The organism is Streptomyces sp. NPDC045695 (assembly GCF_056432025.1).
In genome coordinates, this window is the sequence record NZ_JBWKJU010000001.1 from 94956 (window position 1) to 118893 (window position 23938).

Annotated in this window: 22 protein-coding genes; 6 read left to right on the top strand and 16 right to left on the bottom strand. The window is 73.2% G+C overall.

Annotated features, from left to right (window positions below):
• Positions 1-164 precede the first annotated feature (164 nt).
• The 6 genes from AC07DU_RS00495 to AC07DU_RS00520 all read right to left on the bottom strand — a co-directional run bounded on the left by AC07DU_RS00495 (position 165) and on the right by AC07DU_RS00520 (position 5447).
• On the bottom strand, positions 165-890 hold the full coding sequence (locus tag AC07DU_RS00495) for a lysophospholipid acyltransferase family protein (protein WP_479108801.1): 726 nt from the start codon (positions 888-890) through the stop codon (positions 165-167).
• A 92-nt stretch (positions 891-982) separates the two neighbouring features.
• On the bottom strand, positions 983-1141 hold the full coding sequence (locus AC07DU_RS00500; protein ID WP_360898424.1) for a hypothetical protein: 159 nt from the start codon (positions 1139-1141) through the stop codon (positions 983-985).
• Positions 1142-1173: 32 nt separating this feature from the next.
• Positions 1174-2130 carry a cytochrome c oxidase assembly protein gene (locus AC07DU_RS00505; protein ID WP_360898426.1) on the bottom strand — a complete coding sequence of 319 codons (957 nt, stop codon included), beginning with the start codon at positions 2128-2130 and terminating at the stop codon, positions 1174-1176.
• Positions 2131-2219: 89 nt separating this feature from the next.
• Complete coding sequence (locus AC07DU_RS00510) at positions 2220-3245, bottom strand: 6-phosphofructokinase (protein WP_360898428.1); 1026 nt, start codon at positions 3243-3245, stop codon at positions 2220-2222.
• Positions 3246-3459: 214 nt separating this feature from the next.
• On the bottom strand, positions 3460-4188 hold the full coding sequence (locus tag AC07DU_RS00515) for a type 1 glutamine amidotransferase (protein WP_360898430.1): 729 nt from the start codon (positions 4186-4188) through the stop codon (positions 3460-3462).
• 20 nt (positions 4189-4208) lie between these two features.
• Positions 4209-5447: a MurT ligase domain-containing protein gene (locus AC07DU_RS00520; RefSeq protein WP_360898432.1), complete on the bottom strand. Its 1239-nt coding sequence runs from the start codon at positions 5445-5447 to the stop codon at positions 4209-4211.
• A 123-nt stretch (positions 5448-5570) separates the two neighbouring features.
• On the opposite strand from AC07DU_RS00520, the gene def reads away from it, so the two are divergent.
• Entirely contained in the window at positions 5571-6125 is a 555-nt protein-coding gene (gene def / locus AC07DU_RS00525) for a peptide deformylase (protein ID WP_360898434.1), read from the top strand.
• Positions 6126-6164: 39 nt separating this feature from the next.
• Here def and AC07DU_RS00530 read toward each other — a convergent pair whose 3' ends face one another.
• Positions 6165-6806, bottom strand: a complete 642-nt coding sequence (locus AC07DU_RS00530) for a TetR/AcrR family transcriptional regulator (protein WP_479108802.1) — start codon at positions 6804-6806, stop codon at positions 6165-6167.
• Positions 6807-7032: 226 nt separating this feature from the next.
• Between AC07DU_RS00530 and AC07DU_RS00535 the strand changes: the two genes are divergently transcribed.
• Complete coding sequence (locus AC07DU_RS00535; RefSeq protein ID WP_453373542.1) at positions 7033-8262, top strand: acyl-CoA dehydrogenase family protein; 1230 nt, start codon at positions 7033-7035, stop codon at positions 8260-8262.
• A gap of 45 nt (positions 8263-8307) precedes the next feature.
• Here AC07DU_RS00535 and AC07DU_RS00540 read toward each other — a convergent pair whose 3' ends face one another.
• Positions 8308-9087, bottom strand: coding sequence for an LppU/SCO3897 family protein (locus AC07DU_RS00540; RefSeq protein WP_479108803.1), 780 nt, complete (start codon positions 9085-9087; stop codon positions 8308-8310).
• Between the two features lie 57 nt (positions 9088-9144).
• Positions 9145-9606: an SRPBCC family protein gene (locus AC07DU_RS00545; RefSeq protein WP_479036798.1), complete on the bottom strand. Its 462-nt coding sequence runs from the start codon at positions 9604-9606 to the stop codon at positions 9145-9147.
• A gap of 155 nt (positions 9607-9761) precedes the next feature.
• Here AC07DU_RS00545 and AC07DU_RS00550 point away from each other — a divergent pair, with 155 nt between their 5' ends.
• Positions 9762-9947 (top strand): DUF5999 family protein, encoded by a 186-nt coding sequence (locus AC07DU_RS00550; RefSeq protein ID WP_479036795.1) that lies wholly within the window; start codon positions 9762-9764, stop codon positions 9945-9947.
• Between the two features lie 304 nt (positions 9948-10251).
• On the opposite strand, the gene AC07DU_RS00555 is transcribed toward AC07DU_RS00550, so the two are convergent.
• Together AC07DU_RS00555 and AC07DU_RS00560 are read right to left on the bottom strand one after the other, a co-directional pair.
• Positions 10252-12348, bottom strand: a complete 2097-nt coding sequence (locus AC07DU_RS00555) for an ATP-binding protein (RefSeq protein WP_479108804.1) — start codon at positions 12346-12348, stop codon at positions 10252-10254.
• A gap of 62 nt (positions 12349-12410) precedes the next feature.
• Positions 12411-13379, bottom strand: a complete 969-nt coding sequence (locus tag AC07DU_RS00560; protein ID WP_479108805.1) for a fibronectin type III domain-containing protein — start codon at positions 13377-13379, stop codon at positions 12411-12413.
• 235 nt (positions 13380-13614) lie between these two features.
• On the opposite strand from AC07DU_RS00560, the gene AC07DU_RS00565 reads away from it, so the two are divergent.
• A complete protein-coding gene (locus AC07DU_RS00565) occupies positions 13615-13809 on the top strand; it encodes a hypothetical protein (protein ID WP_360898450.1) in 195 nt (64 codons plus the stop codon).
• Between the two features lie 196 nt (positions 13810-14005).
• Positions 14006-15517, top strand: coding sequence for a hypothetical protein (locus AC07DU_RS00570; protein ID WP_479109347.1), 1512 nt, complete (start codon positions 14006-14008; stop codon positions 15515-15517).
• A 52-nt stretch (positions 15518-15569) separates the two neighbouring features.
• On the opposite strand, the gene AC07DU_RS00575 is transcribed toward AC07DU_RS00570, so the two are convergent.
• Genes AC07DU_RS00575 through AC07DU_RS00590 form a run of 4 tightly spaced genes read right to left on the bottom strand, consistent with a single transcriptional unit; the run spans position 15570 to position 19248 of the window.
• Positions 15570-16682 carry an aryl-sulfate sulfotransferase gene (locus AC07DU_RS00575; protein WP_479108806.1) on the bottom strand — a complete coding sequence of 371 codons (1113 nt, stop codon included), beginning with the start codon at positions 16680-16682 and terminating at the stop codon, positions 15570-15572.
• 45 nt (positions 16683-16727) lie between these two features.
• Complete coding sequence (locus tag AC07DU_RS00580) at positions 16728-17720, bottom strand: ABC transporter substrate-binding protein (RefSeq protein WP_479108807.1); 993 nt, start codon at positions 17718-17720, stop codon at positions 16728-16730.
• Positions 17721-17743: 23 nt separating this feature from the next.
• On the bottom strand, positions 17744-18463 hold the full coding sequence (locus AC07DU_RS00585; protein ID WP_453373535.1) for an ABC transporter ATP-binding protein: 720 nt from the start codon (positions 18461-18463) through the stop codon (positions 17744-17746).
• Positions 18460-19248 carry an ABC transporter permease gene (locus AC07DU_RS00590; RefSeq protein WP_479108808.1) on the bottom strand — a complete coding sequence of 263 codons (789 nt, stop codon included), beginning with the start codon at positions 19246-19248 and terminating at the stop codon, positions 18460-18462. The genes AC07DU_RS00585 and AC07DU_RS00590 overlap by 4 nt, the downstream gene beginning before the upstream one ends.
• Before the next feature lie 140 nt (positions 19249-19388).
• Between AC07DU_RS00590 and AC07DU_RS00595 the strand changes: the two genes are divergently transcribed.
• Entirely contained in the window at positions 19389-19958 is a 570-nt protein-coding gene (locus AC07DU_RS00595; protein WP_479036774.1) for a helix-turn-helix domain-containing protein, read from the top strand.
• Positions 19959-19980: 22 nt separating this feature from the next.
• On the opposite strand, the gene AC07DU_RS00600 is transcribed toward AC07DU_RS00595, so the two are convergent.
• On the bottom strand, positions 19981-23736 hold the full coding sequence (locus tag AC07DU_RS00600; RefSeq protein ID WP_479108809.1) for an nSTAND1 domain-containing NTPase: 3756 nt from the start codon (positions 23734-23736) through the stop codon (positions 19981-19983).
• Positions 23737-23938 lie beyond the last annotated feature (202 nt).

A 23938-nucleotide genomic window follows, 5' to 3' on the forward strand; every position in this document is an offset into this window, starting at 1 on the left:
CTCGGTTTTTCCGCCCCCCTCTCCTCCCGTTTTTCCGGGGCCCCCCGGTCCCCTCCCCCTCCCTCCCCCCCCTCCGCCTTGCGATGCACGGCACCGGACACCGCGGGCCTGACCGGCGCCACTTTGACGCCAGGGCCTACCGGCCCACGCGAACGGGAGGAGGCTCAGCGCGAGGTGCGCCGGGCCTTCTTCCGTTCGGCCTTCCTCCGCTCGGCCTCCTCCTCGGCCTTGACCTCGCCCGCGTACCGGTCGACGTACTCCTGGCCGGACAGTTCGAGGATGGCGTACATGATCTCGTCGGTGACCGCCCGCAGTACGGCCCGTTCCCCCTCCATCCCGGCGTACCGGGAGAAGTCCAGCGGCCGACCGAAGCGGATCGTCACCCGCCGGATGTTCGGGATCTTCTGTCCGGGCGGCTGGATCTCGAAGGTGCCGACCATCGCGCACGGCACCACCGGCACCCCGGCTCCCAGGGCCATCGCGGCCACGCCCACCTTGCCCTTGTAGAGCCGCCCGTCGTGCGAGCGCGTCCCCTCCGGGTAGATGCCCAGCAGCTCGTCCTTGGCCAGCACCGCCAGCCCCTCGCGCAGCGCCGCCCGGCCGGCGTCCTTGCCCGAACGGTCCACGGGGATCTGGCCGGCGCTCCGGAAGAAGAACGCGGTGAGGCGGCCCTTGATCCCCGGACCGGTGAAGTACTCGGCCTTCGCGAGGAAGGTGATCCGCCGCTTGAGGATCGCGGGCATCAGGAAGTGGTCGGAGAACGACAGGTGATTGCCCGCGATGATCGCGGCGCCGTGCGCCGGGATGTTCTCCAGGCCCTCGATCCTCGGCCGGAACAGCAGCCGCAGCAGGGGGCCGAGCAACACGTGCTTGAGCAAGTGGTAGAACACCAGGCCGCTCCCGTCGATGTCGCGTTGTCACGTCCAGTTTACGGACCGTGAGTCACGGGACGGAGGGGGCGGCGGGCATCTTCCCTGCTCCCTCAGACATTGCGGGACGCGGCCATCCCGGCGGTCAAAAGTCCCAGCACCACCCAGCCGAACCACAGCCAGCCGTTGCTGCCGAGGACCACGGAGTACGTGGCGACGGCCACCAGTGCGGCGAAGGTCATGACAGCCATCGCCTTAACGGATCCGGTCATGCCCCATGGTGGCGCGCGAAGACGGTTTTCCGCTACTGGCCACGCGCTCGGAGCGAGGCGAGATACGAGTTGTACGCCGCGAGCTCCTGGTCGCCGTTGCGGTCCTCGGCCCGGTCCGAGCGCTTCGCCGCCCGCTGCTCGGAGTGGTACCACTGGTAGACCAGGGCGATCAGGACCAGGACCGAGGGGATCTCGCTGAACGCCCAGGCGATGCCGCCGCCCCACTGCTGGTCGAGGAGCGGATCGATGCCGAGGGAGGCCGGCGGGTGGGCGTACGTCTTGATCATCGGCTCGCTCGCCATCATCAGGGCGATGCCGAAGAAGGCGTGGAAGGGCATGCCGGCGAAGAGCTCCAGCATCCGCATCACGTAGCCGGGGCGGTGCGGGCCCGGGTCGATGCCCATGATCGGCCAGAAGAAGATCAGGCCGACGGCGAGGAAGTGGACCATCATCGCGACGTGCCCGCTCCGGCTCTCCATCAGGAAGTCGAAGAGCGGGGTGAAGTACAGGGCGTAGAGGCTCGCGATGAACATCGGGATGGTGAAGGCCGGGTGGGTGATCACCCGCATGTAGCGGCTCTGCAGCAGCATCAGCAGCAGCTCGCGCGGCCCCTTGTGGCCTCGGGCGGCGGGCGGCAGCGCCCGCAGGGCCAGCGTCACCGGAGCGCCGAGCAGCAGCAGGATCGGGGTGATCATGCTGATCACCATGTGCTGGACCATGTGCACGCTGAACATGACCATGCCGTAGTCGTTCAGCTTGGTGCACATGACCAGGACCACGGTCAGCACGCCCAGCGTGAACGCGACGCTCCGGCCCAGCGGCCAGGAGTCCCCGCGCCGGCGCAGCCGCGTCACGCCCCACGCGTACAGGGCGAGCCCCACCAGTGAGCCGATCAGGAAGAAGGCGTCGAAGGAGAACTCCAGCCCGCGTCCGAGAGTGAAGGGCGGCAGGTTCATGTCCATGTCCATGCCGTGCCCGCTGTGGTCCATCTCTTCACTCCCTTGACTGTGGCGCTCCACCACAGTAGTGCCGCCCCCGTACGCTCCTGCGCGCGGGGGCGGCCGTAAGGGGCAAACGGCTACAGAACCGTCTGGGCCTCGTCGTACCGCTCGGCCGGGACCGTCTTGAGGGTCGAGGTCGCCTCGGCGAGCGGCACCATCACGATGTCCGTGCCGCGCAGGGCGGTCAGCATGCCGAACTCGCCCCGGTGCGCCGCCTCCACGGCGTGCCAGCCGAAGCGGGTGGCCAGGACCCGGTCGTACGCGGTGGGCGTGCCGCCGCGCTGGACGTGGCCCAGGATCACCGGCCGGGCCTCCTTGCCCAGGCGGTTCTCCAGCTCCACGGCGAGCGTGTTGCCGATGCCGGCGAACCGCTCGTGGCCGTACATGTCGGTGCCGCCCTCCTGGAAGTCCATCGAGCCGGGGCGGGGCTTGGCACCCTCCGCGACCACGACGATCGCGAACCGCTTGCCCGCCGAGAAGCGCTCGCCGACGATCGCGGTGAGCTCCTCTATGTCGAAGGGGCGCTCGGGCACGACGATCGCGTGCGCGCCGGCCGCCATGCCGGAGTGCAGGGCGATCCACCCGGTGTGGCGTCCCATGACCTCCACGACCATCACGCGCTGGTGGGACTCGGCGGTGGTCTTCAGCCGGTCCAGCGCCTCGGTGGCCACGCCGACGGCGGTGTCGAAGCCGAAGGTGACATCGGTCGAGGCGATGTCGTTGTCGATGGTCTTCGGGACCCCGACGATCGGCAGGCCGGCCTGCGAGAGCAGGTTCGCCGCCTTCAGGGTGCCCTCGCCGCCGATCGGGATGATCGCGTCGAGCCCGAGGTCGGCGACGTGCCCGCGGGCGCGCTCCACGCCGTCGCGCAGGTGCGCGGGCTGGACCCGGGAGGAGCCGAGAATGGTGCCGCCGCGGGCGAGGATGCCGCCGACGGCGTCGAGGTCGAGCTTGCGGTAGTCCGCCTCCAGCAGGCCCTTCCAGCCGTCGTGGAAGCCGATCACCTCGTCGCCGTGGTCGACGACGGCGCGGTGCACGACGGAGCGGATGACGGCGTTGAGGCCGGGGCAGTCGCCACCGGAAGTGAGCACACCTATGCGCATGGCAGGGGAGACCTTTGCAACGTGGGCCGGCGACCGGACCACGTCGTCCGGTGGGAATTACGGCCACCCTACAAGCGGTGGAGCGGTGACCCGAACCATCCTCCACATGCTGGTCGTACTCGTCGTACGAAACGAGGTCGGCCCGGTTCCCCCTAGGGAAAACCGGGCCGAACACATGATCGCGGGGCCGCCCCGATGAGCGGCCCGCAGGGCGCTACGCGGGCTGCGTCGCCGTCGCGATGCGCTCCGCGCGCAGGGCCTCGTACCACCGGTCGTCCATGGGGGGCAGCGCGTTCACATCGAGGGCCAGCTTCAGCAGCAGGTCCGCGATCTGCGGGTTGCGGGCCATCACGGGACCGTGCATGTACGTGCCGAACACCGTGTCGTTGTACGCGCCTTCGGTGCCGTCGCCGGTGCCGTTGCCGCGGCCCATGGTCACCCGGGCGAACGGCCTCGCCGTCGGGCCCAGGTGCGTGATGCCCTGGTGGTTCTCGAAGCCCGTCAGCTGCGGCAGGCCCAGGCGCGGGTCGATGTCCGCGAGGACGTCGCCGACGCAGCGCTCGCCCTCGCCGCGCAGGGTCACCACGTCCAGGAGGCCGAGGCCCTCCTGACGCTGTCCCTGGTCGTTGACGAACTCCTGGCCGAGGATCTGGTAGCCGGCGCAGACGGAGAAGACGATCGCACCGTTCGAGACGGCGCGCTCCAGACCGCCGTCGCGCAGCAGGCGCTCGGCGGCCAGCCGCTGGGGCCGGTCCTCGCCGCCGCCGATCAGGTAGATGTCGCCCGACGTGGGGATCGGCTGGTCGCTGCGCACGTCCACGCGCTGCACGTCCAGGCCGCGCTGGCGCGCCCGGCGCTCCACCACGAGGGCGTTCCCCTGGTCTCCGTACGTGCTCAGCAGGTCGGGGTAGACCCACACCAGACGCAGGCTGTTGTCGCTCATGCTCTTGTCCTTTATGGGTACTAGTTGCCGACGCGGCGGCGCACGTCCTGGAAGGCGGTGTAGTTGGCGATCAGCTCGATCTGTCCGGGCGGCGCGAGCTGCACGGCCTCGTCGAGGGTCTCGCACACCCGGAAGTCCAGGCCGGCGACTTCGAGGCGGACCGCGAGGTCCAGCTTGCGGTCACCGATCACGAAGATCGGGTGGCCGGCCAGGCGCGTGTAGTCCACGTCCCACAGCCAGGAGGTGTCGGTGCCGTCGGCCCCGCGCGCGTTCACCGAGAGGACCACCGGGGTCGGCGGGGGGTCGATCAGCGAAAACGTTTCGAGCCAGCCCGCCGGGTTCTTGGCGAGCAGCAGGCGCAGCTCACGGCCCTGGAACTGCACCACGTCGTAGCGGCCGGCGACGGCCTGCACCTGGTACATCCGCTCCAGCGCGACCTGCGGCGGGACGCCGAAGACGGCGGCCACGGCGGCCGAGGTGGCGGCGTTCGCCTTGTTGGCGCGGCCGGGCAGCTGGAGGTGGATCGGCCAGGCCGAGCCGTGCGGGTCGAGCACGTGGTCGCCGGAGAGCACCCAGCTCGGCGTCGGGCGCCGGAAGCCGCACTCGCCGCAGAACCAGTCGTCGCCCGGGCGCTGCATGACGCCGCCGCAGGAGGGGCACGACCAGGCGTCGTCCTTCCACTCCTGGCCGGCGGCGACCCACACCACGTTCTGCGAGGAGGAGGCCGACCACACGATCAGGGGGTCGTCGCAGTTCGCGACGATGACGGCCTTGGAGCCCGAGAGGCCCTCGCGCCACTTCTCCGCGAGCATGCGGGTCTCGGCGGCGCGGTCGAGCTGGTCGCGGGAGAGGTTGAGCAGGGCGATCACCTTGGGGGTGACGTCCCGGGCCACTCCGGCCAGGTACTTCTCGTCCACCTCGATGACGCCGTACTTGGCGTCCGAGCCGCCGGCCAGCGCCGAGGTGATGCCGGCCGGCATGTTGGCGCCGAGCGCGTTGGAGACGACCGGACCGCTGGCCCGCAGGGCCTCCGCGATCAGCCGGGTCGTCGTGGTCTTGCCGTTCGTCGCGGAGACGAGGACGACGTCGAGGTGTTGCGCCAGCGCGCCGAGAAGATCGGGGTCCAGCCTGAGTGCGACCTTGCCACCGATCACCGATCCGCTTCCGCGTCCCGCGGCCCGCGACACCGCCGCCGCGGCCTTGCCCGCCGTCACGGCCAGCTTGGCCCGCGGCGAAAGCGGCTCTGTGTTGCCTGCCATCGTCCCTTGTCCTCCTTGCGTCGGTCGGCCCCAGCCTATCCAGTACCTGCCGGAGCCTTGACCGCGGCGCCCCCGCCCCGCCGCAGATCTCCTCATATAGTCGCCCGTCGTACCCTTACGGCCATGCGACAGCGCCTTATCCCCGGTACCACCGGCATCGTCCGCACCATGAGCCTGCTGGGTGATCCGGTGCTCCACTCGCCCTGCGCGGAGGTCACCGCGTTCGGCCCGGCGCTCGACCGGCTCATCGAGGACATGTTCGCGACGATGTACGCCGCCGAGGGCGTGGGCCTCGCCGCGAACCAGATCGGCGTGGGGCAACGGGTGTTCGTCTACGACTGCCCCGACGACGAGGACGTCCGCCACGTCGGGCACATCGTCAACCCGCGGCTGGTCGCCGCCGACGGCGACGAGTTCCTCGGCCCCGAGGGCTGCCTCTCGCTGCCGGGGCTTGAGGCGGGCACGGCCCGCTTCGACCGGGCCGTGGTGGAAGGGGTCACCTCGGACGGCGCGGCCGTGCGGATTGAGGGCACCGGGTTCTTCGCGCGCTGCCTGCAGCACGAGTGCGATCACCTGGACGGCACCGTGTACGCGGACCGCGTGACCGGGCTGCGGGCCCGACGCCTGCGGCGGGCCATCCGGAAGACCCCGTGGGGCTCCGAAGCCCCGCGCGCCTGACGGCTCCCGCCACCCGCCGGTTCGGCCGGGCGGGCCGGGTCAGAAGCCCGGGCCGTCCAGGCGGTTGCCGGCGATGGACAGGCGGCCCCAGAGGAGGTCCGTGAGGCCGGCGACCAGGTCCGCGCGCTCGCAGGGGCGTTCGCCGAGCCACCAGTCACCCGCCGCGTGCATCATGCCGACGATGCCGTGGCCCCAGATCCGCGCCAGCCGCTCGCCGCCCGGGCCGAGGTCCACCCGCTCGCCGATCACCTGCGCCAGTTCCTCGCCGAGCCGTCGCAGCAGCGGCGCCGAGTGCAGGCCGACGTCGAAGCCGCGCTCCGCGTGGGAGTCCTCGGCCGGGTGCATGAGGAAGCGGTAGACCTGCGGACGGGCCTCGATGGCGGCCAGGTAGGTGTCGAGGGTGGACTCCACCCGGCGGCGGCGCTCCGCGGGGGCGTCGAGCGCCGCCCGCAGCGAGTCGAGCAGGGCGTCGGTGTGCCGGACGGCGAGCGCCTGGTAGAGGCCCGCCTTGTCCCCGAAGTGCCGGTAGAGAATGGGCTTGGTGATGCCGGCCTCCGCCGCGATGGCGTTCATGGAGGCTTTGGGGCCGTCCCTGAGCACGACCCGGTCGGCGGCTTCGAGCAGTTCCCGCCGGCGGCGCTCGCCCGCTCCCGGTTCGCCGCCCTGCTGAGTGGTCTCCATGACGTGTTTCTCTCCCCGCCCTTGCGATGTGCCTGACGCACACGCAACGTAACACCCGGCACACCCCGCCGATCGACCCGGCGGCCGTCGACCGTCCCCCGAGCCCGTCGCCGACGCCGGTGCGGCCGGTGCTTGACAGTGGCTACTCGCCGGTAACAGACTGGGCCCCGGTGGGGGTTACCGCTAGTAACTTTCGCAGGTACGAGCACAGACAGGTGGAGGGGACATGGCGGAGTTCACCATGGAGCTGAACGACGACCAGAAGCAGGTACGGGACTGGATCCACGGCTTCGCCGCCGATGTGATGCGCCCGGCCGCCGCGGAATGGGACGAGCGCGAGGAGACTCCCTGGCCCGTCATCCAGGAGGCCGCCAAGGTCGGCATCTACTCGCTGGACTTCTACGCCCAGCAGTTCTTCGACCCTACCGGCCTCGGCGTCCCGATGGCCATGGAAGAGCTCTTCTGGGGTGACGCGGGCATCGCCCTGTCGATCGTCGGCACCGGTCTCGCGGCCATCGGCGTCGTCGCCAACGGCACCGAGGAGCAGATCGGCACCTGGATCCCGCAGATGTACGGCGACCAGAACGACGTGAAGCTCGCCGCCTTCTGCTCCTCCGAGCCGGACGCCGGTTCCGACGTCGGCGCCATGCGCACCCGGGCCGTCTACGACCAGGCGAAGGACGAGTGGGTGCTCAACGGCACCAAGACCTGGGCGACCAACGGCGGCATCGCCAACGTCCACATCGTCGTGGCCGTCGTCGACCCGGAGCTCGGCACCAAGGGCCACGCCTCCTTTATCGTGCCGCCGAACACCCCGGGACTGTCCCAGGGCCAGAAGTTCAAGAAGCACGGCATCCGCGCCTCGCACACCGCGGAGGTGGTACTGGAGGACGTCAGGATCCCCGGATCCTGCCTGCTCGGCGGCAAGGAGAAGCTGGACGAGCGGCTGGCCCGCGCCCATGAGCGGGCCCGCAACGGCGGGGGCGAGCGCGTGAAGAACGCCGCCATGGCCACCTTCGAGGCCTCCCGGCCGGCGGTCGGCGCCATGGCCGTGGGCACCGCGCGTGCGGCGTACGAGGTCGCCCTCGACTACGCCAGGACCCGCACGCAGTTCGGCCGCCCGATCATCGACAACCAGGGCGTGGCCTTCCAGCTCGCCGACATGCGGACCCAGATCGACGCGGCCCGGCTGCTGGTGTGGCGGGCCTCCTGGATGGCCGTCGCGGGCCGGCCGTTCGAGTCGGCGGAGGGCTCGATGTCGAAGCTCTTCGCGAGCGAGGTCGCCAAGAAGGTCACCGCCCAGGCGGTCCAGATCCTCGGCGGCAACGGCTTCACCCGTGAGTACCCGGTGGAACGCATGCACCGGGACAGCGCCATCTACACCATCTTCGAGGGCACGAGCGAGATTCAGCGGCTGGTGATAGCCCGCACCATCTCCGGCATGCCGATCCGCTAGGTCTGTCCCGGGGCCCGGACCCGCGCGGGTCCGGGCCGCGGTGCGTCAGTGCAGCGGTGTCAGGCAGTTGAGGGTGCCGTCGGGGCTGTACTCGGGGCGGGCCAGGTAGTCGCCGGGGCCGCAGGGCGCCGTGGCCGTCGGCCGGCGCACCCGGTACTCGGCGGCCGGGGAGAGGCAGTCGGTGACGACGAGCCTCTGGTCCTTCCAGTCGCCCTTGTTGCGCACGCACTGCCCGGAGGTCAGCGGGTGCGGCGCGTCGTCCCCGACCACCGCCCCGAGCACGGCCAGCGCCGGGATCGCGAGGACGAGCAGCAGCAGCGGGACGAGGACGATCAGCACGGGCGGCCGGCGCCACAGCGGCTTGCCCGGGTCCAGCGCCGGCCGGAAGCCGCCCGCCGGGGGAGCGAGCCTGCGGAAGGCCGCCCGCGGGCCCAGGTTCAGCAGCAGGGTCACCGGCGTGATGAAGAAGGACAGCGGACCCCACCAGCCCTGCCACAGGGTGTCCGAGGACATCCGGCGGTAGGTCGCGAGCCCGCAGTCGCGGCACAGCGGCCCGGGGACGCTCAGGAAGCGCATCAGCACGATCATGCCCTGGTGCCCGCGTACGGTCGTGGCCGCGGCCGGCCACGCCCCGCAGAGCCGGCATCCGTAGCGGCCCGGCTCCGGGTGGGCGCCGTACGCACCGTACGCGCCGTACGGCGGGGGCCCGGCGGGGGCCGGGCCGTACGGGCCGCCCTGCTGCGGGACGTAGGTGCCGCTCGGGGCGTACGGGCCGTACGGGCCGGCGCCCTGCTGCTGCGGCGGTGGCGGAGTGGCCACGGACATCTCCTCGGTCGCGTAGTGATCATCGGCGCGGTGATCACGGCACCTTAGCCTCCCCGCTCAGGGGCGCAGCAGCCGGGCGAGGGCCCGCCCGAAGAGGAGCCGGCCCGCCGCCGCGACCAGGGGGTCCAGGGCGCGGGGCAGGCCGCGCACGCGCAGGTCCTCGCGCCAGTGGACCTCGCTGCCCCCGGCGGGGGAGCGGCGGATCTCGATCTCGGCCCAGCCCGTCACCGACCGGCCGCGCTTCTCCAGCCGGACCAGTCCCGTCGAGTCCGCCGCCGGTCCGTGCGCCGGCCCCGGCGCGGGGGGCCGCCAGACGACGACCTCCATGGGGTCGTCGAAGGTGATCCTGCCCACGCCCGTGCGCGCCGTGAAGACCGTCCCGACGTGCGTCGGCGGCGCCGTCTCGATGATCGTCCGGGTGAAGGGGACCTGCGCGCCGTGGCGCTCCCAGTCCGTCAGCCGCAGCCATGCCTCGGAGGGCGCCAGAGATGTGCGGTGAATGATCCGGATAACGGGCATGAGCGCATGGTAAGCGGGCATACACACCGTGAACTGGACGGCGATTATGGGTTCCATCCGGGGGTGGCGATCAGTAATACTCACCGCCACCGTGGATCGCGGATTCGACCGGGTGACCACCGGCCTTCCCGCCCCACTTTGCGAGGAGGTGCGCCATGTGCTCCCACCAGCCCCCCTGCCCTGCCGCCGACAGCGCCGATCACGACGCCGCCCGGATCATGGCCTCCCATCCCGAACAGGGCTGGAGCCTGCTGTGCAACGGAGTGGTGGTCTTCGACGACACCGGTGAACTGCTCCCCGACCGCCGCACGGTGGAACCCCGCCGCCCGGCCCTGGTCTGAGCGAGGAGGCAGCATGCGCCAGCAGCTGATCCGCAAGCCCGTCCCCAAGCCCGCCCCCCGAGACCTGGACCTGCGCACACCGTCGGGCAGACCCCTCCCGTACTGACGGGAGCACGCGCCTTAGGGGGCGTCTGGTGGGTCAGGCCGGGCTCGCGGGGTCTGGTGCCGCGCCTCGCCGCGTTGTCGTCGGTCGCCAATGCTCCGCATTGACTTCCTCCTCCGCCTTGCGATCCACGGCACCAGACCCCGCTCCCTGATCCGGCCTGACCCACCAGACACCCCCTCGCGGTCCATCGGCTGGTCCTCAGCCGGTGGACGACGCCGCACCGCCCAGGAACGCCGTCTCGTAGGCGGCGTCGCCGATCGCCGCCCTGGCCTGCCGCTCGCCCTGGTCCCGCAGGGCCGTCAGCGAGGGCGAGCCCATCTGCGGCCGGCCCACCGTGCGCCACCAGGCGTGCCCGGTGCCCAGCAGCCGCGCCGCCAGTTCCCCGTCGCCGAGCCCCGCCACCGCCGCCGCCAGCAGGTCCAGGCCCAGGGCGATGCCGAAGCGGTCCCCGAGCAGCCGTTTGCCGGACAGCATCGCCCGCACGTGCCGGGCGGCCTCGCCGTGGTCGCCCATGCCCAGTGCGGCCACCGCCAGGATGTAGTCCGCGTACGCGCGCAGCCAGCGCTCGCCGAGCTCCGCGCAGGCCTCCCGCAGGGCCCGCGCCTCCTGCGTGGCCTCCTCGAAGCGGCCCAGGTCGCACAGGGCGTATCCGGTGGCCAGCTTGCACAGGAGCCAGCCCGGCGCGCTGGTCCGCCCGCCGTGGCTCGCCCGGGCCCGTGGACCGGCCAGCGCGAGGGCCCGTACGGCGTCTCCGGGCATGAGGACCGACACCGCGTGGAGATAGGCCGCGCGCAGCTCCCGCTCGGGGTCCGCGAGGCGGGCCGCGTCCCGGGTGCACTCCTCGCCGAGCCGCTGGGCCGTGTCCATGTCGCCCTGGAGCAGCGCGGTGAGCCCGAGGGCCCACACGGCCTGGTTGTACGCGGCCCCCGTGGGCGGGGCGGTCCGCAGGACCCGCTCCAGGAAGGCCCTGCCCTCGTGCACGTGCCCACACGCGAACCAGTAGAACCACAGCGCCCCGGCCATCTCCAGCGCGGCCGTCGGGTCCGCGGTGAGCAGGTGCTCCAGGGCCGTGCGCAGCTGCGCGTGCTCGGCGGTGATTCTGCGGTACCAGTCGACCTGCCCCGGGCCCAGCCAGCCCCGGTCGGCGGCTCGGCACAGGGCCGCGTACCAGTGGGCGTGCCGGTCGGTGACGATCCGGATCTCGCCGAGCTCGCCCAGCCAGTCGTGCCCGTACTCGCGGATCGTGTCCAGCATCCGGTAGCGGGCGCCGACCCCGCGTTCCGTGGTGCGCAGGACCACCGATTTGGCGGCCAGGCCCGCCAGTACGCGCTCCACGCGGGCGGCGGGCAGCGGACCGCCCGCGCACACGGCGCGGGCCGCGGCCACGTCGAAGTCGCCGGTGAAGACCGAGAGCCGGGCCCACAGCAGGCGCTCCAGCGGCGCGCACAGCTCGTGGCTCCAGCCGATCGTGGTGCGCATCGTCTGGTGCCGGGGCGGCAGGGCGGCCCGCAGGTCCGACAGGACCTCGAAGCGCTCGCCGATCCGCTCGGCCACCTCCTCCAGCGTCCACAACCGCATGCGGGCGCCGGCGAGTTCCAGCGCCAGCGGGATGCCGTCCAGCCGCCGGCACACCTCGGCCGCGACCGCCGTGCGCGCGGGGTCGGCGAAGGCGGCCGCCGCCTGCGGGGTCGCGGCGAGGGCGCGGGCGCGGAAGAGGGCGAGGGCGTCGCTGTCGGGGCCCTCGCAGGGCAGCGGCCGGACGTCGACGAGCTCTTCCGTCGGGCAGTAGAGCGGCTCCCGGGAGGTGACCAGGACCGTCAGTCCGGGGGCCGACTGGAGGAGTTCACCGACGAGGTGCCGGCAGTCGGCCACCAGGTGCTCGCAGGTGTCCAGGACCAGCAGGAGCTCCTTGTCGGCCATCCACGCGCACAGTTCCTCGTCGAGGGGGCGGTGGGAGTGGTCGGCCAGGCCGACGGCGTGGGCGACGGTCGCGGTGAGCAGACCGGGATCGCGCAGCGGTGAGAGATCGACCCACCAGACGCCGTCGGGGCGCGCCTGCCGGGAGTCGGTGACGGCCCGCAGGGCGAGCCGCGACTTGCCGACACCGCCCACCCCGGTGAGGGTGACCAGTCTGCGCTCGCGCAATAAGACGTCGAGAAGGTGCAGTTCACGCGCCCGCCCGACGAAGCTCGCCGGCTCCGTGGGCAGGTTCCCGAGCGCGGCGCCGGAGCACGGCCCGGCATCGCCGTCCGTGGGATCTGCCTGATTGTCATGGACCGAGTACTCACCGAACACGGATGTATTGTGCGTGATCTTCTTATCCGACCGTGCCGTTCAGGCCGGATCGCCGACTCGTTTCACGCGATGAGGGTGATCCGCCGCTCCGCGGAGAAGGTACCCCAGGTGCCGTCCGGGAGCCGGGCCCGCAGTTTCACGGCCCATACCGTGCCGGCCGGTTCGGCCACCGTGAGCCGGTGCTCCACGCGGCCGGCGGGCGCGGCGCCCGCGCCGAACTGGATGACGGTCGTGGGCCGTCCGTTGACGTACAGCTCGTACTCGGTGGTCTCGCGGCCGGTGTCCGGGGCGCTCCAGCCGAGGGTGACGGTGCCCGGGGAGGCGGCCGCGGTGAATCCGGCGGGCGCGGTGCTGGGCCCGTCGCCGGAGGCGGGCGGGGTCGTGACGTCCACGGCGGGGCCGTCGGGGGAGGAGTTGTCCGCCCCGTCCCGGGCCCGGACGGTGAAGGTGTAGACGGTGTCCGGCTGGAGTCCGCTCAGCACGGTGCCGCTCTCGCCGGGGCCGGTGGTGTGGATCCGGACGCCGCCCTGGTAGACGTCGTACGCCGTCACGCCCGTGTCGTCGGTCGCCGCCGTCCAGGACACCTGGGCGGAGCGCGGCCCGGTGGCCCGGCCGGTGGTGGCGGCCGGGGCGGTGGGGGCGCCGCGGTCCTCGGCCCGGGCCGGCGGGGTGGTCACCCGGGCGGCGGGGCCCGGGCCGGAGAGGTTCCCGGCGGCGTCCTTGGCCCGGACCGTGAAGACGTAACCGGTCTGTGGGGTGAGGCCGGTGACGTCCACCATGTTCTTCTCCGCAGGGAGTTCGCGGACCAGGCGGTCGGCCTCGAAGACCTGGTAGCCGCTCACCCCGTCCCGGGCCGCCGCCGTGTCCCACATGACGTGCACGCTGGTGGCGCTGCCGGCCTGGGCGGTGAGCCCGGCGGGGGCGGGCGGAGGTTCGGTGTCGGGCGCGGTGCACGCGGCCGCGCCGCCGAGGGCCGGGCCGAGGTACAGGCAGAGGGCGAGGATCGGGGCGGTGCGTCGGGTGGGGTGCACGGGGGTGGCTTCCTCCGCTTCCGCGTAAAGGTCTAGACATATATGGCATGCGGGGGGCGGGCCGGGCAACCCCCGTGCGGCGGGCTCGCGGCCGGCGGCCTCAACGTGCCGCGGGAGCGGGGCCGTCAAGGACCGAACGACCGTCACGCACGGTCAACACCCGTACGGCGGACACGTGTTTCGCCCGAAGGCACCCCCTCCTGCGCCACCATGACGCCGAGTCAAGGAGGTTTCGATGGTGATTTCCCTCTCCGTGGTCGTCCTGCTCCTCATCCTCGCCTGGATCTTCCTGCGCAGCGGCGGGCTCAAGTTCTCGCACGCCGTCGTCTGCGTGCTGCTGGGCTTCTACCTGGCGAGCAGCAGCATGGCGGCGAGCATCCACAACGGCCTGACGGCCACCGCGAACGTGGTCTCCAGTCTCGATCCCTGATCGACTGTTGCGCCCGCGTGAATCATCCGGCCCTTCCATGGACTCCTCCGGCCGTGCGATCTAGCGTCTGGCCGCGGCGCGGTGCCGGACGCGATCGGATGCGACGTCAGCAGAACGGAAGAGACACGGAGGAGTCCGGATGTTCCCAAGAGCGCTGAACTGCGCCGTGCTGCCGGTCGTCGCCGCCTTCACCGTGATGTACGGCGGCCCCGGGACCCAGGCCGAGGAGATACCCAAGACCCCGGGCCACCGCCTGATCAGCCACTACGACGGCGGCCCGGCGCAGGCCGCCCCGCTGCCCGGTGAGGCGCCGGCGCAGCACCCCTTCCTCGCGCCCAACGGCCGCAGCGGCATGCACTCCGACGCCGGCGGCAGCGCCACCTCCCCCTGGCCGGGGCCCCTCGGCAGGAACCCGCGGGTGACGAGCGAGAGGATCGCCGCCCTCGGCGGTGAATGCGCCACCGCCACCTTCGACTCGGCCGGCCGGCTGGTCACGGTGTGCGGCACCTTCTCGGGCTTCAAGGTCAAGCTGCTGGAGCCCCGTACGCTCGCCACCCTCGCGGAGTACCGGCTCCCGCAGCGTTCCTCGACGGTCGAGGCGATCACCTCGCTCGACTTCTCGAAGATCTTCAAGGACACCTCGGGCGGTGCCTACTTCTACCTGGACGACCAGGACCGGGCCGTGCTGGCCGACTCCCGCCAGCACGTCCTGCGCCTCTCGCACGCACAGGGCCCGGACGGCAGCTGGCAGTTCACGGTCGACGACGACTGGGACCTCACCGGCCAGGTCCCGCACGACTGCGTGAGCTGGGCGAACCTGCGGCCCAGCGGCGCGTGCGACCCCGTCACGTCCGTGATGCCCGACTGGGACGGCCGCATCTGGTGGGTCACCCGGCAGGGCCGGGTCGGTACCGTGGACCCTGCGACCTCGCGGATCCGGTCGGTCCGGCTGGCGGGCGAGGAGATCCAGAACTCCTTCTCGGTCGCCGCGGACGGCGTCTCCATCGTCTCCGACCACGCCCTCTACAGCTTCCGGGCCGCCGCCGACGGTACCCCCGAGGTGCAGTGGCGCCAGACGTACGACCGAGGGAGCGCCGCCAAGCCCGGTTCCGTCAACCAGGGTTCGGGAACGACCCCGGACCTCTTCGGCGGCGGCTACGTCGCCATCACCGACAACGCCGACGACCGGATGAACGTCCTGGTCTTCCGGCGGGGCGCGGACGTCCCCGCCGAGCGGCGGCAGGTCTGCAAGGTGCCCGTCTTCGCCTCCGGCGCCTCGACCACCGACAACTCGCTGATCACCTGGGGCGACAGCATCGTCGTCGAGAACAACTACGGCTACGAGAACCCCACGACCCTGCTGCTGGGCAAGTCCGTCGTGGGTGGCGTCACCCGCATCGACGTCCGCGCCGACGGCAGCGGCTGCGACACGGTGTGGCAGAGCGCGATCCGCTCCCCCTCCACCGTCCCCAAGCTGTCCACCGCCAACGGGCTCCTCTACTTCTACGAGAAGGAGCCCAACGCGTGGGGGATCGACGCCTGGTACCTCAGTGCGGTGGACTTCCGCACCGGGGAGCGCCGCTGGCGGCAGCTGACCGGCACCGGCCCGCTGTACGACAACAACTGGGCGCCGATCACCCTCGGACCCGACGGCACGGCCTACGTCGGCGTCTTCAACGGCATCGTCGCCGTCCGCGACGGCGGCTGAGCTCGTCGGCGGCTGAACCGGCCGGCCGGAGCCGGCCGGCGGGGCGCCCCGGTCACAGCCAGGGGAGCTGGTCGGCGGCGTACCGGTAGGCGCGGAAGACCGCGTTCTGCGCGCCGGCCGAGGACTCCAGGCCGACGCCCTCCCCGAACGACCGGAACTGTGGGACCACGAACTCCCAGACCACCTCGCCGCCGGGGGTCACCTCGAAGAGCCGGCCGAAGGAGCCCTCGGCCACGAAGGTGTTCCCGTTGGGCAGGCGCTGCGCGCTGGACATGTACGGGCTGAAGAAGTTCTGCGGAGGGTTGTCCTCGTACGACCACACCTCCCTGCCGGTGCGCGGGTCGAGCTCCAGCACCCGCGAGTACGGCACCGAGGTGGTGTCGCGGTAGGTGCCGTTGTCGAAGACCAGGATGGTGCCGTCGGCCAGCTCGTGCGGATGGTGCTGCTGGGCGAGCACGTCGGGGCCGATGCGCCAGCGGACGGAGCCGTCCGTGCGGTCCACGGCCACGGTGGTGGACGCGCTGCGGAAGCCCACGACCAGCCCGCCGTCGGCGAGTTCGTTGACGGTGTTCGCCATGGGCCAGTGTTCGCGGGCGAAGTGCGGGTCGAGGAAGACCTCTTCGGGGTCGAGGTGCTCGATGGCGGCCCAGCGCCACACCACCTCCCCGTCCCAGGTCAGTTCGTACACCACGTCCCCGTAGATCGCGCCGCCCGGTGCCTCCGAACCGGGGATGCCGCCACGGATCCGGGCGGCGTCGGCCGGGGCCAGCGGCTCGACCGCCGTGATGACGAGGTTGCCGTTGCGCAGGATCGAGGCGTCGTGGTGGTGGAAGGGGTGCCTGACCTCGCGGAGCACCGTGGAGTCGGGTGCGAGCTCCTGGAAGATGCCGCCGTGGTAGACGTCCCAGATGGGGAAGAGGCTGGGGCCGGTGGTGTCCTTGGCCGCGTAGAAGAGGTTCCCTCCGGGCAGGAGCTGGGCCTGGCGGCCGGGCGGGTGCGGGGAGTTCCAGGTGTGCACCTGCCGCCCCTCGATGTCGACGAGGTGGATCTCGCCGGCGCTGGTGATCGGTGTGTAGAGGGTGTAACCGCCGTAGCTGCGCGCGGGATCGTGGGCGATCAGGCCCACGCCGCGGCGGCGCACGGTGTTCTGGTCGACGACGCTCATGAGGGTCTCCTGGTGTAGTGGGGCGGGTTTGCGCGGCGTGGTGGTTCAGGGAAGGGTGACGGCGCTCGGGTCGACGGCGGTCAGAGGTCCGGCGTCCAGGTACCGCAGCAGTGCGGCGCGGTCGGCGGAGCCCGGCAGCTTCTGCTCGGCCTTGGCCCAGGCGGCCTCCACCTCCAGCTGCGCCGGCAGCTCGGGGCCCAGAGTGAGGCCGTAGGCGTAACGCGGCTGGAAGTCCTCGACGTAGTCGGCCTGGAGGACGCCCTTGGACTGGGCGAGTACGGCCGAGCGCGCGCCCGCCGGATCGGCGGCGAGCTCGCGCTGCGCGCGCAGCAGTGCGCGGAGCACCGCCGTGACGCCCTCGTCACTCGCGGACGGACCGGCGACCAGGAGGGTCCTGGCCGTGTAGCCGGTGAAGGGGAGCTCCGCGTAGGAGGCGCCCAGGGCGGTGCGCGCGGCCCCGTAGAAGCCGGGGAAGGTGACACCGGCGTCGACGTCCCCGCGGGCCAGCGCCGCGGGGACCTGGTTCGGGGCGAGGTTGACCACCCTCACGTCCGCCGCCGTCAGGTGCGCCGAGGCGAGCATCCGCGACAGGGCGTACTCGACGTTCGCGCCCTGCGGGACCCCCACCCTGCGGCCCTTGAGGGCGCTGAAGTCGGGGATCTGCCGGTCGGTCCGGGTGAGCAGGCGCCAGTCGGAGAACCGGGACAGTTCGGCGACGATCCGCAGCTCTCGGCCGCCCAGCACGGCCGTCACGGCGGGCAGGTCGCCGACGACGCCGAGCTGCGCCTGGCCGCCGAGCACCGCGTTCAGCGCGTCGCGGCCGGTGGGATGGGTGGTGACGGCGGCGCGCACGCCCTCGGCGGACCAGAGCCCCCGCTCCTGGGCCACGTACAGCGGGGCGCCGCCCAGATGGTCGCTGCCGGCGAGGGTGACGGCGGGCCGCCCGCCGCCGGGCCCGGACGGGGCCGCGCAGGCCGCGGCGAGCGGGGCGAGCAGGGCCGCCAGCAGGACGACGGCCAGCGCGCGGGGTCTGATCATGGTGAAGGTCCTTTCCGGGGGAGTCATGCGGAGCCGAGGTGACGCGCGATCAGGGAGCGCAGCTCCGGATCGGGAGGACCGGGGGGCACGGCGTGGTCGGCGACCACCCGGCCCGGGCTCCCGCCGAGGACGACCACGCGGCCGGCGAGAGCCAGCGCCTCGTCGATGTCGTGGGTGACGAACAGCACGGTGGTGCCGCTGCGCTGCCACAGCTCCCGCAGCAGGCTCTGCATCCGGGTCCGCGTCAGTGCGTCCAGCGCGCCGAACGGCTCGTCCATCAGCAGCACTTCGGGCTCGGCGGCCAGCGCCCGGGCCAGCGCCACCCGTTGCTGCATCCCGCCCGACAGCTGCGCCGGGTACTTGTGGGCGCCGTCCGCGAGTCCCACCCCGGCCAGCGCGGCCAGGGCCCGCCGGCGCCGCTCAGCGCGCGGCAGGCGCAGACGTTTGAGGGCGAATTCGACGTTGCCGCGGGCCGTGCGCCAGGGGAACAGCGCGTAGTGCTGGAAGACCACGCCGCGCTGCGGGCCCGGCCCGCGCACCGGCTCCGCGCCCGCCGTGACCCGGCCGGCGGTGGGACGTACGAACCCGGCCACGGCGTTGAGCACGGTGGACTTGCCGCATCCGCTCGGCCCGAGCAGGGCCGTGAACGAGCCCGCCGGGAGCTCCAGGTCGGTGGGCTCCAGCACCGGGGTGGTGGCGCCGTAGCCCAGCGCCAGCCCCTCCAGCCGTACCCCGAGGCTCATGACGCGCTCCAGTGCACGACCCGCCGGCCGATCGCGGCCAGGACGAGGTCGACGGCCACCCCGAGCAGCCCGAGTACGAGCAGCCCCGCGAACATCCGGTCCACCCGCAGGAACTGCCCGTCGACCTGGAGCCGGTACGCCAGCCCGCTGTCCGCGCCGCCCAGTTCGGCCGCCACCAGGGCGAGCAGGGCCACCGACGCCCCGTACCGCAGCGCCGCGAGCAGGGCGGGTGCGGCGGCCGGCAGCAGCACCTCGGCGAACCGCCGGTGCAGCGGGGCCCCCAGGGACCGTGCCGCCCGCAGGTGGGAGACCGGCACGCGGGACACCCCGTCGTGGACGTACAGCCAGACGGCGAGCAGTACGGCGTACGCGATGAGCAGGCGCTTGGCGGTCTCCCCGATGCCGAACCAGGCGGTCGCGAGCGGCACCAGCGCGATGGCCGGGATCGGGCGGAGGAAGGAGATGACGGGGGTGACGGCGGCGGACAGCCGGGGCAGGTAGCCCGTGGTGAAGCCGAGCGCGCCGCCGATGACGGCGCCCAGCGCGAAGCCCTGTCCGGCACGGGCCAGGCTGGCGCCCAGGTCGGTGGCCAGGGTGCCGCCGCGTGCGCTGTCCACGAGTGCGGCCGCGGTCTCGCCCGGTGTGGGCAGCAGTCCCGGGGCCACCCCGCCGTACCGGGCGAGCAGGTACCAGAGGGTGAGTACGACGCCGGCCGCGCCCAGGGCCGGGCCGATGCGGCCGAGGCGGCCGGGGGCCTGGCGGGGTGGTGAGGGGGTGGCGGGCACGGGGCGGCTCCTCGGTCGGTTCCTCGCTCATTGATAAGTGAGGTCAATAATTGACCACGCTTATGAAGAACGTGTTGCGGCAGTGCGAAGCCTTCCGGTGCCACCCGGCCCGGAATGCGCGATGAGGTACGTTCACCTGCGTGTCCCGCCCCGAACCCACACCCGAAGCGATCGAGGTCGGACGGGTGATCCGCGGCTGCCGCAGACAGCGCGGAGTCTCCATGGCCGTACTCGCCGCCCGCTCAGGCCTCTCCCAGCCCTTCCTCAGCCAGCTGGAACGCGGCCTCGCCACGCCCAGCCTGAGCTCGATCTACCGGATCGCCGAGGCCCTGGACGTCACCCCCGGCACCTTCCTGCGGCCCCCCGGCCGCCCGGGTGCGGTCAGCCACGAGGCCGACCCCCAGGTGATCCGGGTGGACGAGGCCGCTGGGCAGGTCGCGCGGGTGCTGATCCCCGGGGGGCGCAGCACCCTGATGGAGGCGTACGAGCACCACTTCGAGCCCGGCCGGGGCGAGCGCGGCTGGTTCGAACACCCCGGCGAGGACTTCCTCTACGTCCTGGAGGGCGAGATCGTCCTGGAGGTCGAGGGCGAGGAACCGCTGACCCTGCGCGCCGGGCAGAGCGCCCACCACCGCGGTGAGGTCCCGCACCGCTGCCGCCTGTCGGGGCCGGACCCGGCGCGCACCCTGCTCGTCATCGCGAACGCGTAGTCCCCGAACGCCGGGCCGCTTACTACGGGTTGGCCCGCAGCCGGTCGATCACCGCCAGCCGCGCCCCGACGTCCGGGTCCCACAGCCGCACGGTGCCGTCCGTACTGCTGCTGGCCACCGTCCGCCCGTCGGGGGCGAATGCGACGCCCCACACCGCGTTCGCGTGACCGGACAGCGCGGCCACCGGGCGGCGCCCGGCCACGTCCCACAGCCGCACCGTACGGTCGTTCCCGCTGCTCGCGAGCGTCCGGCCGTCGGGGGAGAAGGCGATGCCCCGCACCGAGCCGGTGTGGCCGGCGAGCGCCGCCTCGAAGCGCTGGCGCCGGGCGTCCCACAGCCGGACCGTGCCGTCGTTGCCGCTGCTGGCGAGGGTGCGCCCGTCCGGGCTGAAGGCCACTCCCCGCACCGCACCCGTATGGCCGGTCAGGGCGGCCAGGGGGCGCCGCCCGGCCACGTCCCACAGCCGGACGGTCAGATCGTCGCCGGCGCTCGCGAGGGTGCGCCCGTCGGGGCTGAACGCCACGTCGTTGGCGAAGTCGGTGTGCCCGGTGAGGACCGCCAGCGGGCGGCGCCCCGGCACGTCCCACAGCCGCACCGCGCCGTCCGACCCGGCCGAGGCCAGCGTGCGCCCGTCGGGGGAGAACGCCACCGAGAACACGGTCCCGGCCGCCCCGGCGAGCGCGGCCGACGTCGCGGACGAGGCCGGCGGGCGTGCGGAGGCGTCCCACAGCCGGATCGTGCCCTCGGACCCGGCCGAGGCCAGGGTGCGCCCGTCGGGGGAGAACGCCACCGACAGCACCGTCTCGCCGCGTCCCGGGAACGTGGCCAGGACCCGGCGCCCCGCCACGTCCCACAGCCGCACGGAGTGATCCGAATCCGCGGTGGCCAGCAGCTTTCCGTCCGGACTGTACGCGGCGTGCCAGATCTCCGTGAACGGCCGCGAGGCCAGCACCGCGCCCCGCAGGTCCCACAGCACCACCGACTGGTCGAAGCCGGCGGTGGCCAGCACCGCGCCCCCGCCGTCCACGGCCACCCCGAGCACGTAGTCGGTGTGCCCGGCGAGGGTGGCCGTCAGGCGGCCGCCGGCCACGTCCCAGAGGCGTGTCGTCCCGTCACCGCCCGCGCTGACGACCGTCGTTCCGTCCGGGGTGTAGGCGACGCCGTTGACGTCGTCGCTGTGCCCGGTCAGGGTCGCGGACATACGGCGCCCGGCCACGTCCCACAGCCGCACGGTCCGGTCGACGCCGCCGGTGGCGACCGTACGGCCGTCCGGGGCGAACGCCGCCCCCAGCACCTCGTCGGTGTGCCCGGTGAGCACGGCCAGCGGCCGGGCGTCCACCGGATCCCACAGTCGTACGGTCCGGTCGGCGCCCGCCGAGACCAGGGTCGCGCCGTCCGCCGCGTAGGCCAGGGCGTTGACCCTCCCGCTGTGACCGGCCAGCGTGGCGAGGGCGCGGTGCTCCCCGGCGGCCTCCCACAGCCGGATCGTCCCGTCGGGGCCGGGGACCGCCAGCGTGCGCCCGTCCGGTGCGAAGGCCACCGCCCGCGCGCCCGTGGTGCTGGACGGGAGCACCGCCGCCGCACGGTGGCCGGAGACGTCCCAGAGCCGCGCCGGCCCGTCCTCCGAGGTGGCCGCGAGGGTCCGGCCGTCGGGGCTGAAGGCGACCGCGCGCAGGCGCCCGGGCATGGTGAAGGTCGCGGTCGTGCGCCGGTCGGCCACCTGCCGCAGCGTCACCGTGCCGTCGGAACCGGCCGTCGCGAGGGACTCGTTCCCCGGCGCGAAGGCCACGGCGTTGACCGGCCCGCCGTACCCGCGCAGGCGGGCGATGAACGGCTGGGACTGCGTGCTCAGCAGGGCGCCGCGCGCCTCGGTGGTCGCCGCGGTCCGGTACGCCTCACCGGCGAGCAGCATCGAGGCCTCCGGCTGGCCCGCGGCCAGCGCAGCGGACTGCAGGGCGAGCGCCCGCGAACGGGCGGCGCGCTCCTGGCCGAGCGCCCCCGCGCGCTGCTGGTACGCCAGCCCCCCGGCGCCCACGGCGAGGACCAGCAGGACGACGAGCGTGGCCAGCATCCGCTGCCGCAGCCGCACCTGGCGCTCCGCCTGCCGCTCGCGGCTGTCCTGCGCGCTCTGGCTCGCCCGCAGGAAAGCCGCCTCCGAGGGGCCGAGGCGGCTCCTGCCGTCCAGCTCGTCGGCCCAGGAGCGGGCGTTGTCCAGCCGGGTCCCGCGGTACAGGGCCGACGGGTCGCGGCCCTCGCGCTCCCATTCTGCGGCGGCGTGGGCCAGTTGCTGGTGGATCAGGAGCCCGGCCCGGTCGGCGTCGATCCAGCCGCGCAGCCGCGGCCACGCGTGCAGCAGGGCCTCGTGGGTGATCTCGACGGTGTCGCTGTCCATGGTGATCAGCCGGGCGCGTACGAAGGTGTCGAGCGCGGCCGCTGCGGGACCCGCGTCGACCAGCTGTTCCATCAGCGCGGTGCGGCTCATCCGGCGCCGGGTGGCCCCCGCGCCCTCGGTGACGTGCACCAGCCGCACGAGGACGCGGCGCAGCGTCTTCTGCTCGGCCGGGTACAGGCGGGCGAACACCTCCTCGGCCGTACGGGCGACCGCCCCCCGGATGCCGCCGGTGCGCTCGTATCCGGCGACGGTCAGGGTGGCTCCCTCGCGGTGCCGCCAGGTGGCCAGCAGGGCGTGGGAGACCAGCGGCAGCGCACCGGACGGCGTCCGGGCGGGGGGATCGTCGCCCAGCCCGAGGTCGCGCAGCAGCAGCGGGACCAGACCCGGTTCGAGGGTGAGACCCGCGAGCTCCGCCGGGCGGATGATCGATTCCCGCAGCTCCGCCGGGGACATGGGGGGCAGGACGAACAGGCCGCCGGTGAACACCGGGGCCAGCTCCGGAAGGTCCAGGCAGTTCCCGGAGAAGTCGGCCCGTACGCCGAGCACCACGACGGCGGGATCGTGACCGGCCGGCGCCGGGCCCGGGACCGCCAGCGCGCAGAGCACCCGGACGAACGCGCGCCGCTCGTCTTCGTCGGCGCACAGGGTGAACAGCTCTTCGAACTGGTCGACGATCAGCACCGGACGGACCGGCGGGGGCCGCCGGCCATGGCCGGCCGGAGCGTGCCCGCAGACCCGGTGGACGGCTTCCAGCAGGGCGTGGGGCCGCTCCCGCAACTCGCGCGCGCCGATGCCCAGATCGCCGCCCAGGACCTTGGCGGCGCGGTCGAGCAGTTCGGCGAGCGGGTGAGCGGTGGGAGTGAACCGCACCACCGGCCACGCGTCGGCGCCCGGCATCGGGAAGCCGCCGCGTCGCCGCAGGGCCGGTACGAGACCGGCGTTCAGCAAGGAGGACTTGCCGGCGCCCGACGGGGCGACCACCATCAGCGGTCCGCTGCCGATGCGCTCGAAGACCCGTTCGGCCAGTTCGGCCGTCGCCCGCCGGCGGCCGAAGAACCACCGCGCGTCGCCCGCGGTGAAGGCCGCCAGCCCGCGGTAGGGACACGTGCCGTCCCCTCGCGCTCCCGTGCCGGTCTCGCCCCTGCCGCGGGAGGCGCCGTCGGCGCCGTCCCCGTCGGGCGGCCCCGTCTCCCCGGCCACCCGCACGAGTTCGCCCCCCGCGCCCAGTACGTCGTCGCAGCGCCTCGCGACATCCGCGGTGGCGCGCTTCGAGCCGGTCTCGATCTTGCTCAGGTAGCCCTTGCTGTAGTGGGTCCGCCGGGCGAGGTCCGCCAGGGACAGGCCGCGTTGCACCCGCAGACGTCGCAGCCGGGTGGGAAAGGTCATCGCGGCGTCGTCGGGCGCGGGCTCGTGATCGGTCTTCCGCGGGCGGTCCGGATCCCCCACAACATCCCCCATGGCAAGCACGCCGAGGCAGCGAGACGGCAGTGCCCAGGCTACAGCGGGGGTCGGACGGCAGGCCCGCTCTTCGGGCCGGTATGACGAGCACAGGAACGGCCGGAGCCGCCGTGCGCAGGGCGCGACGGCG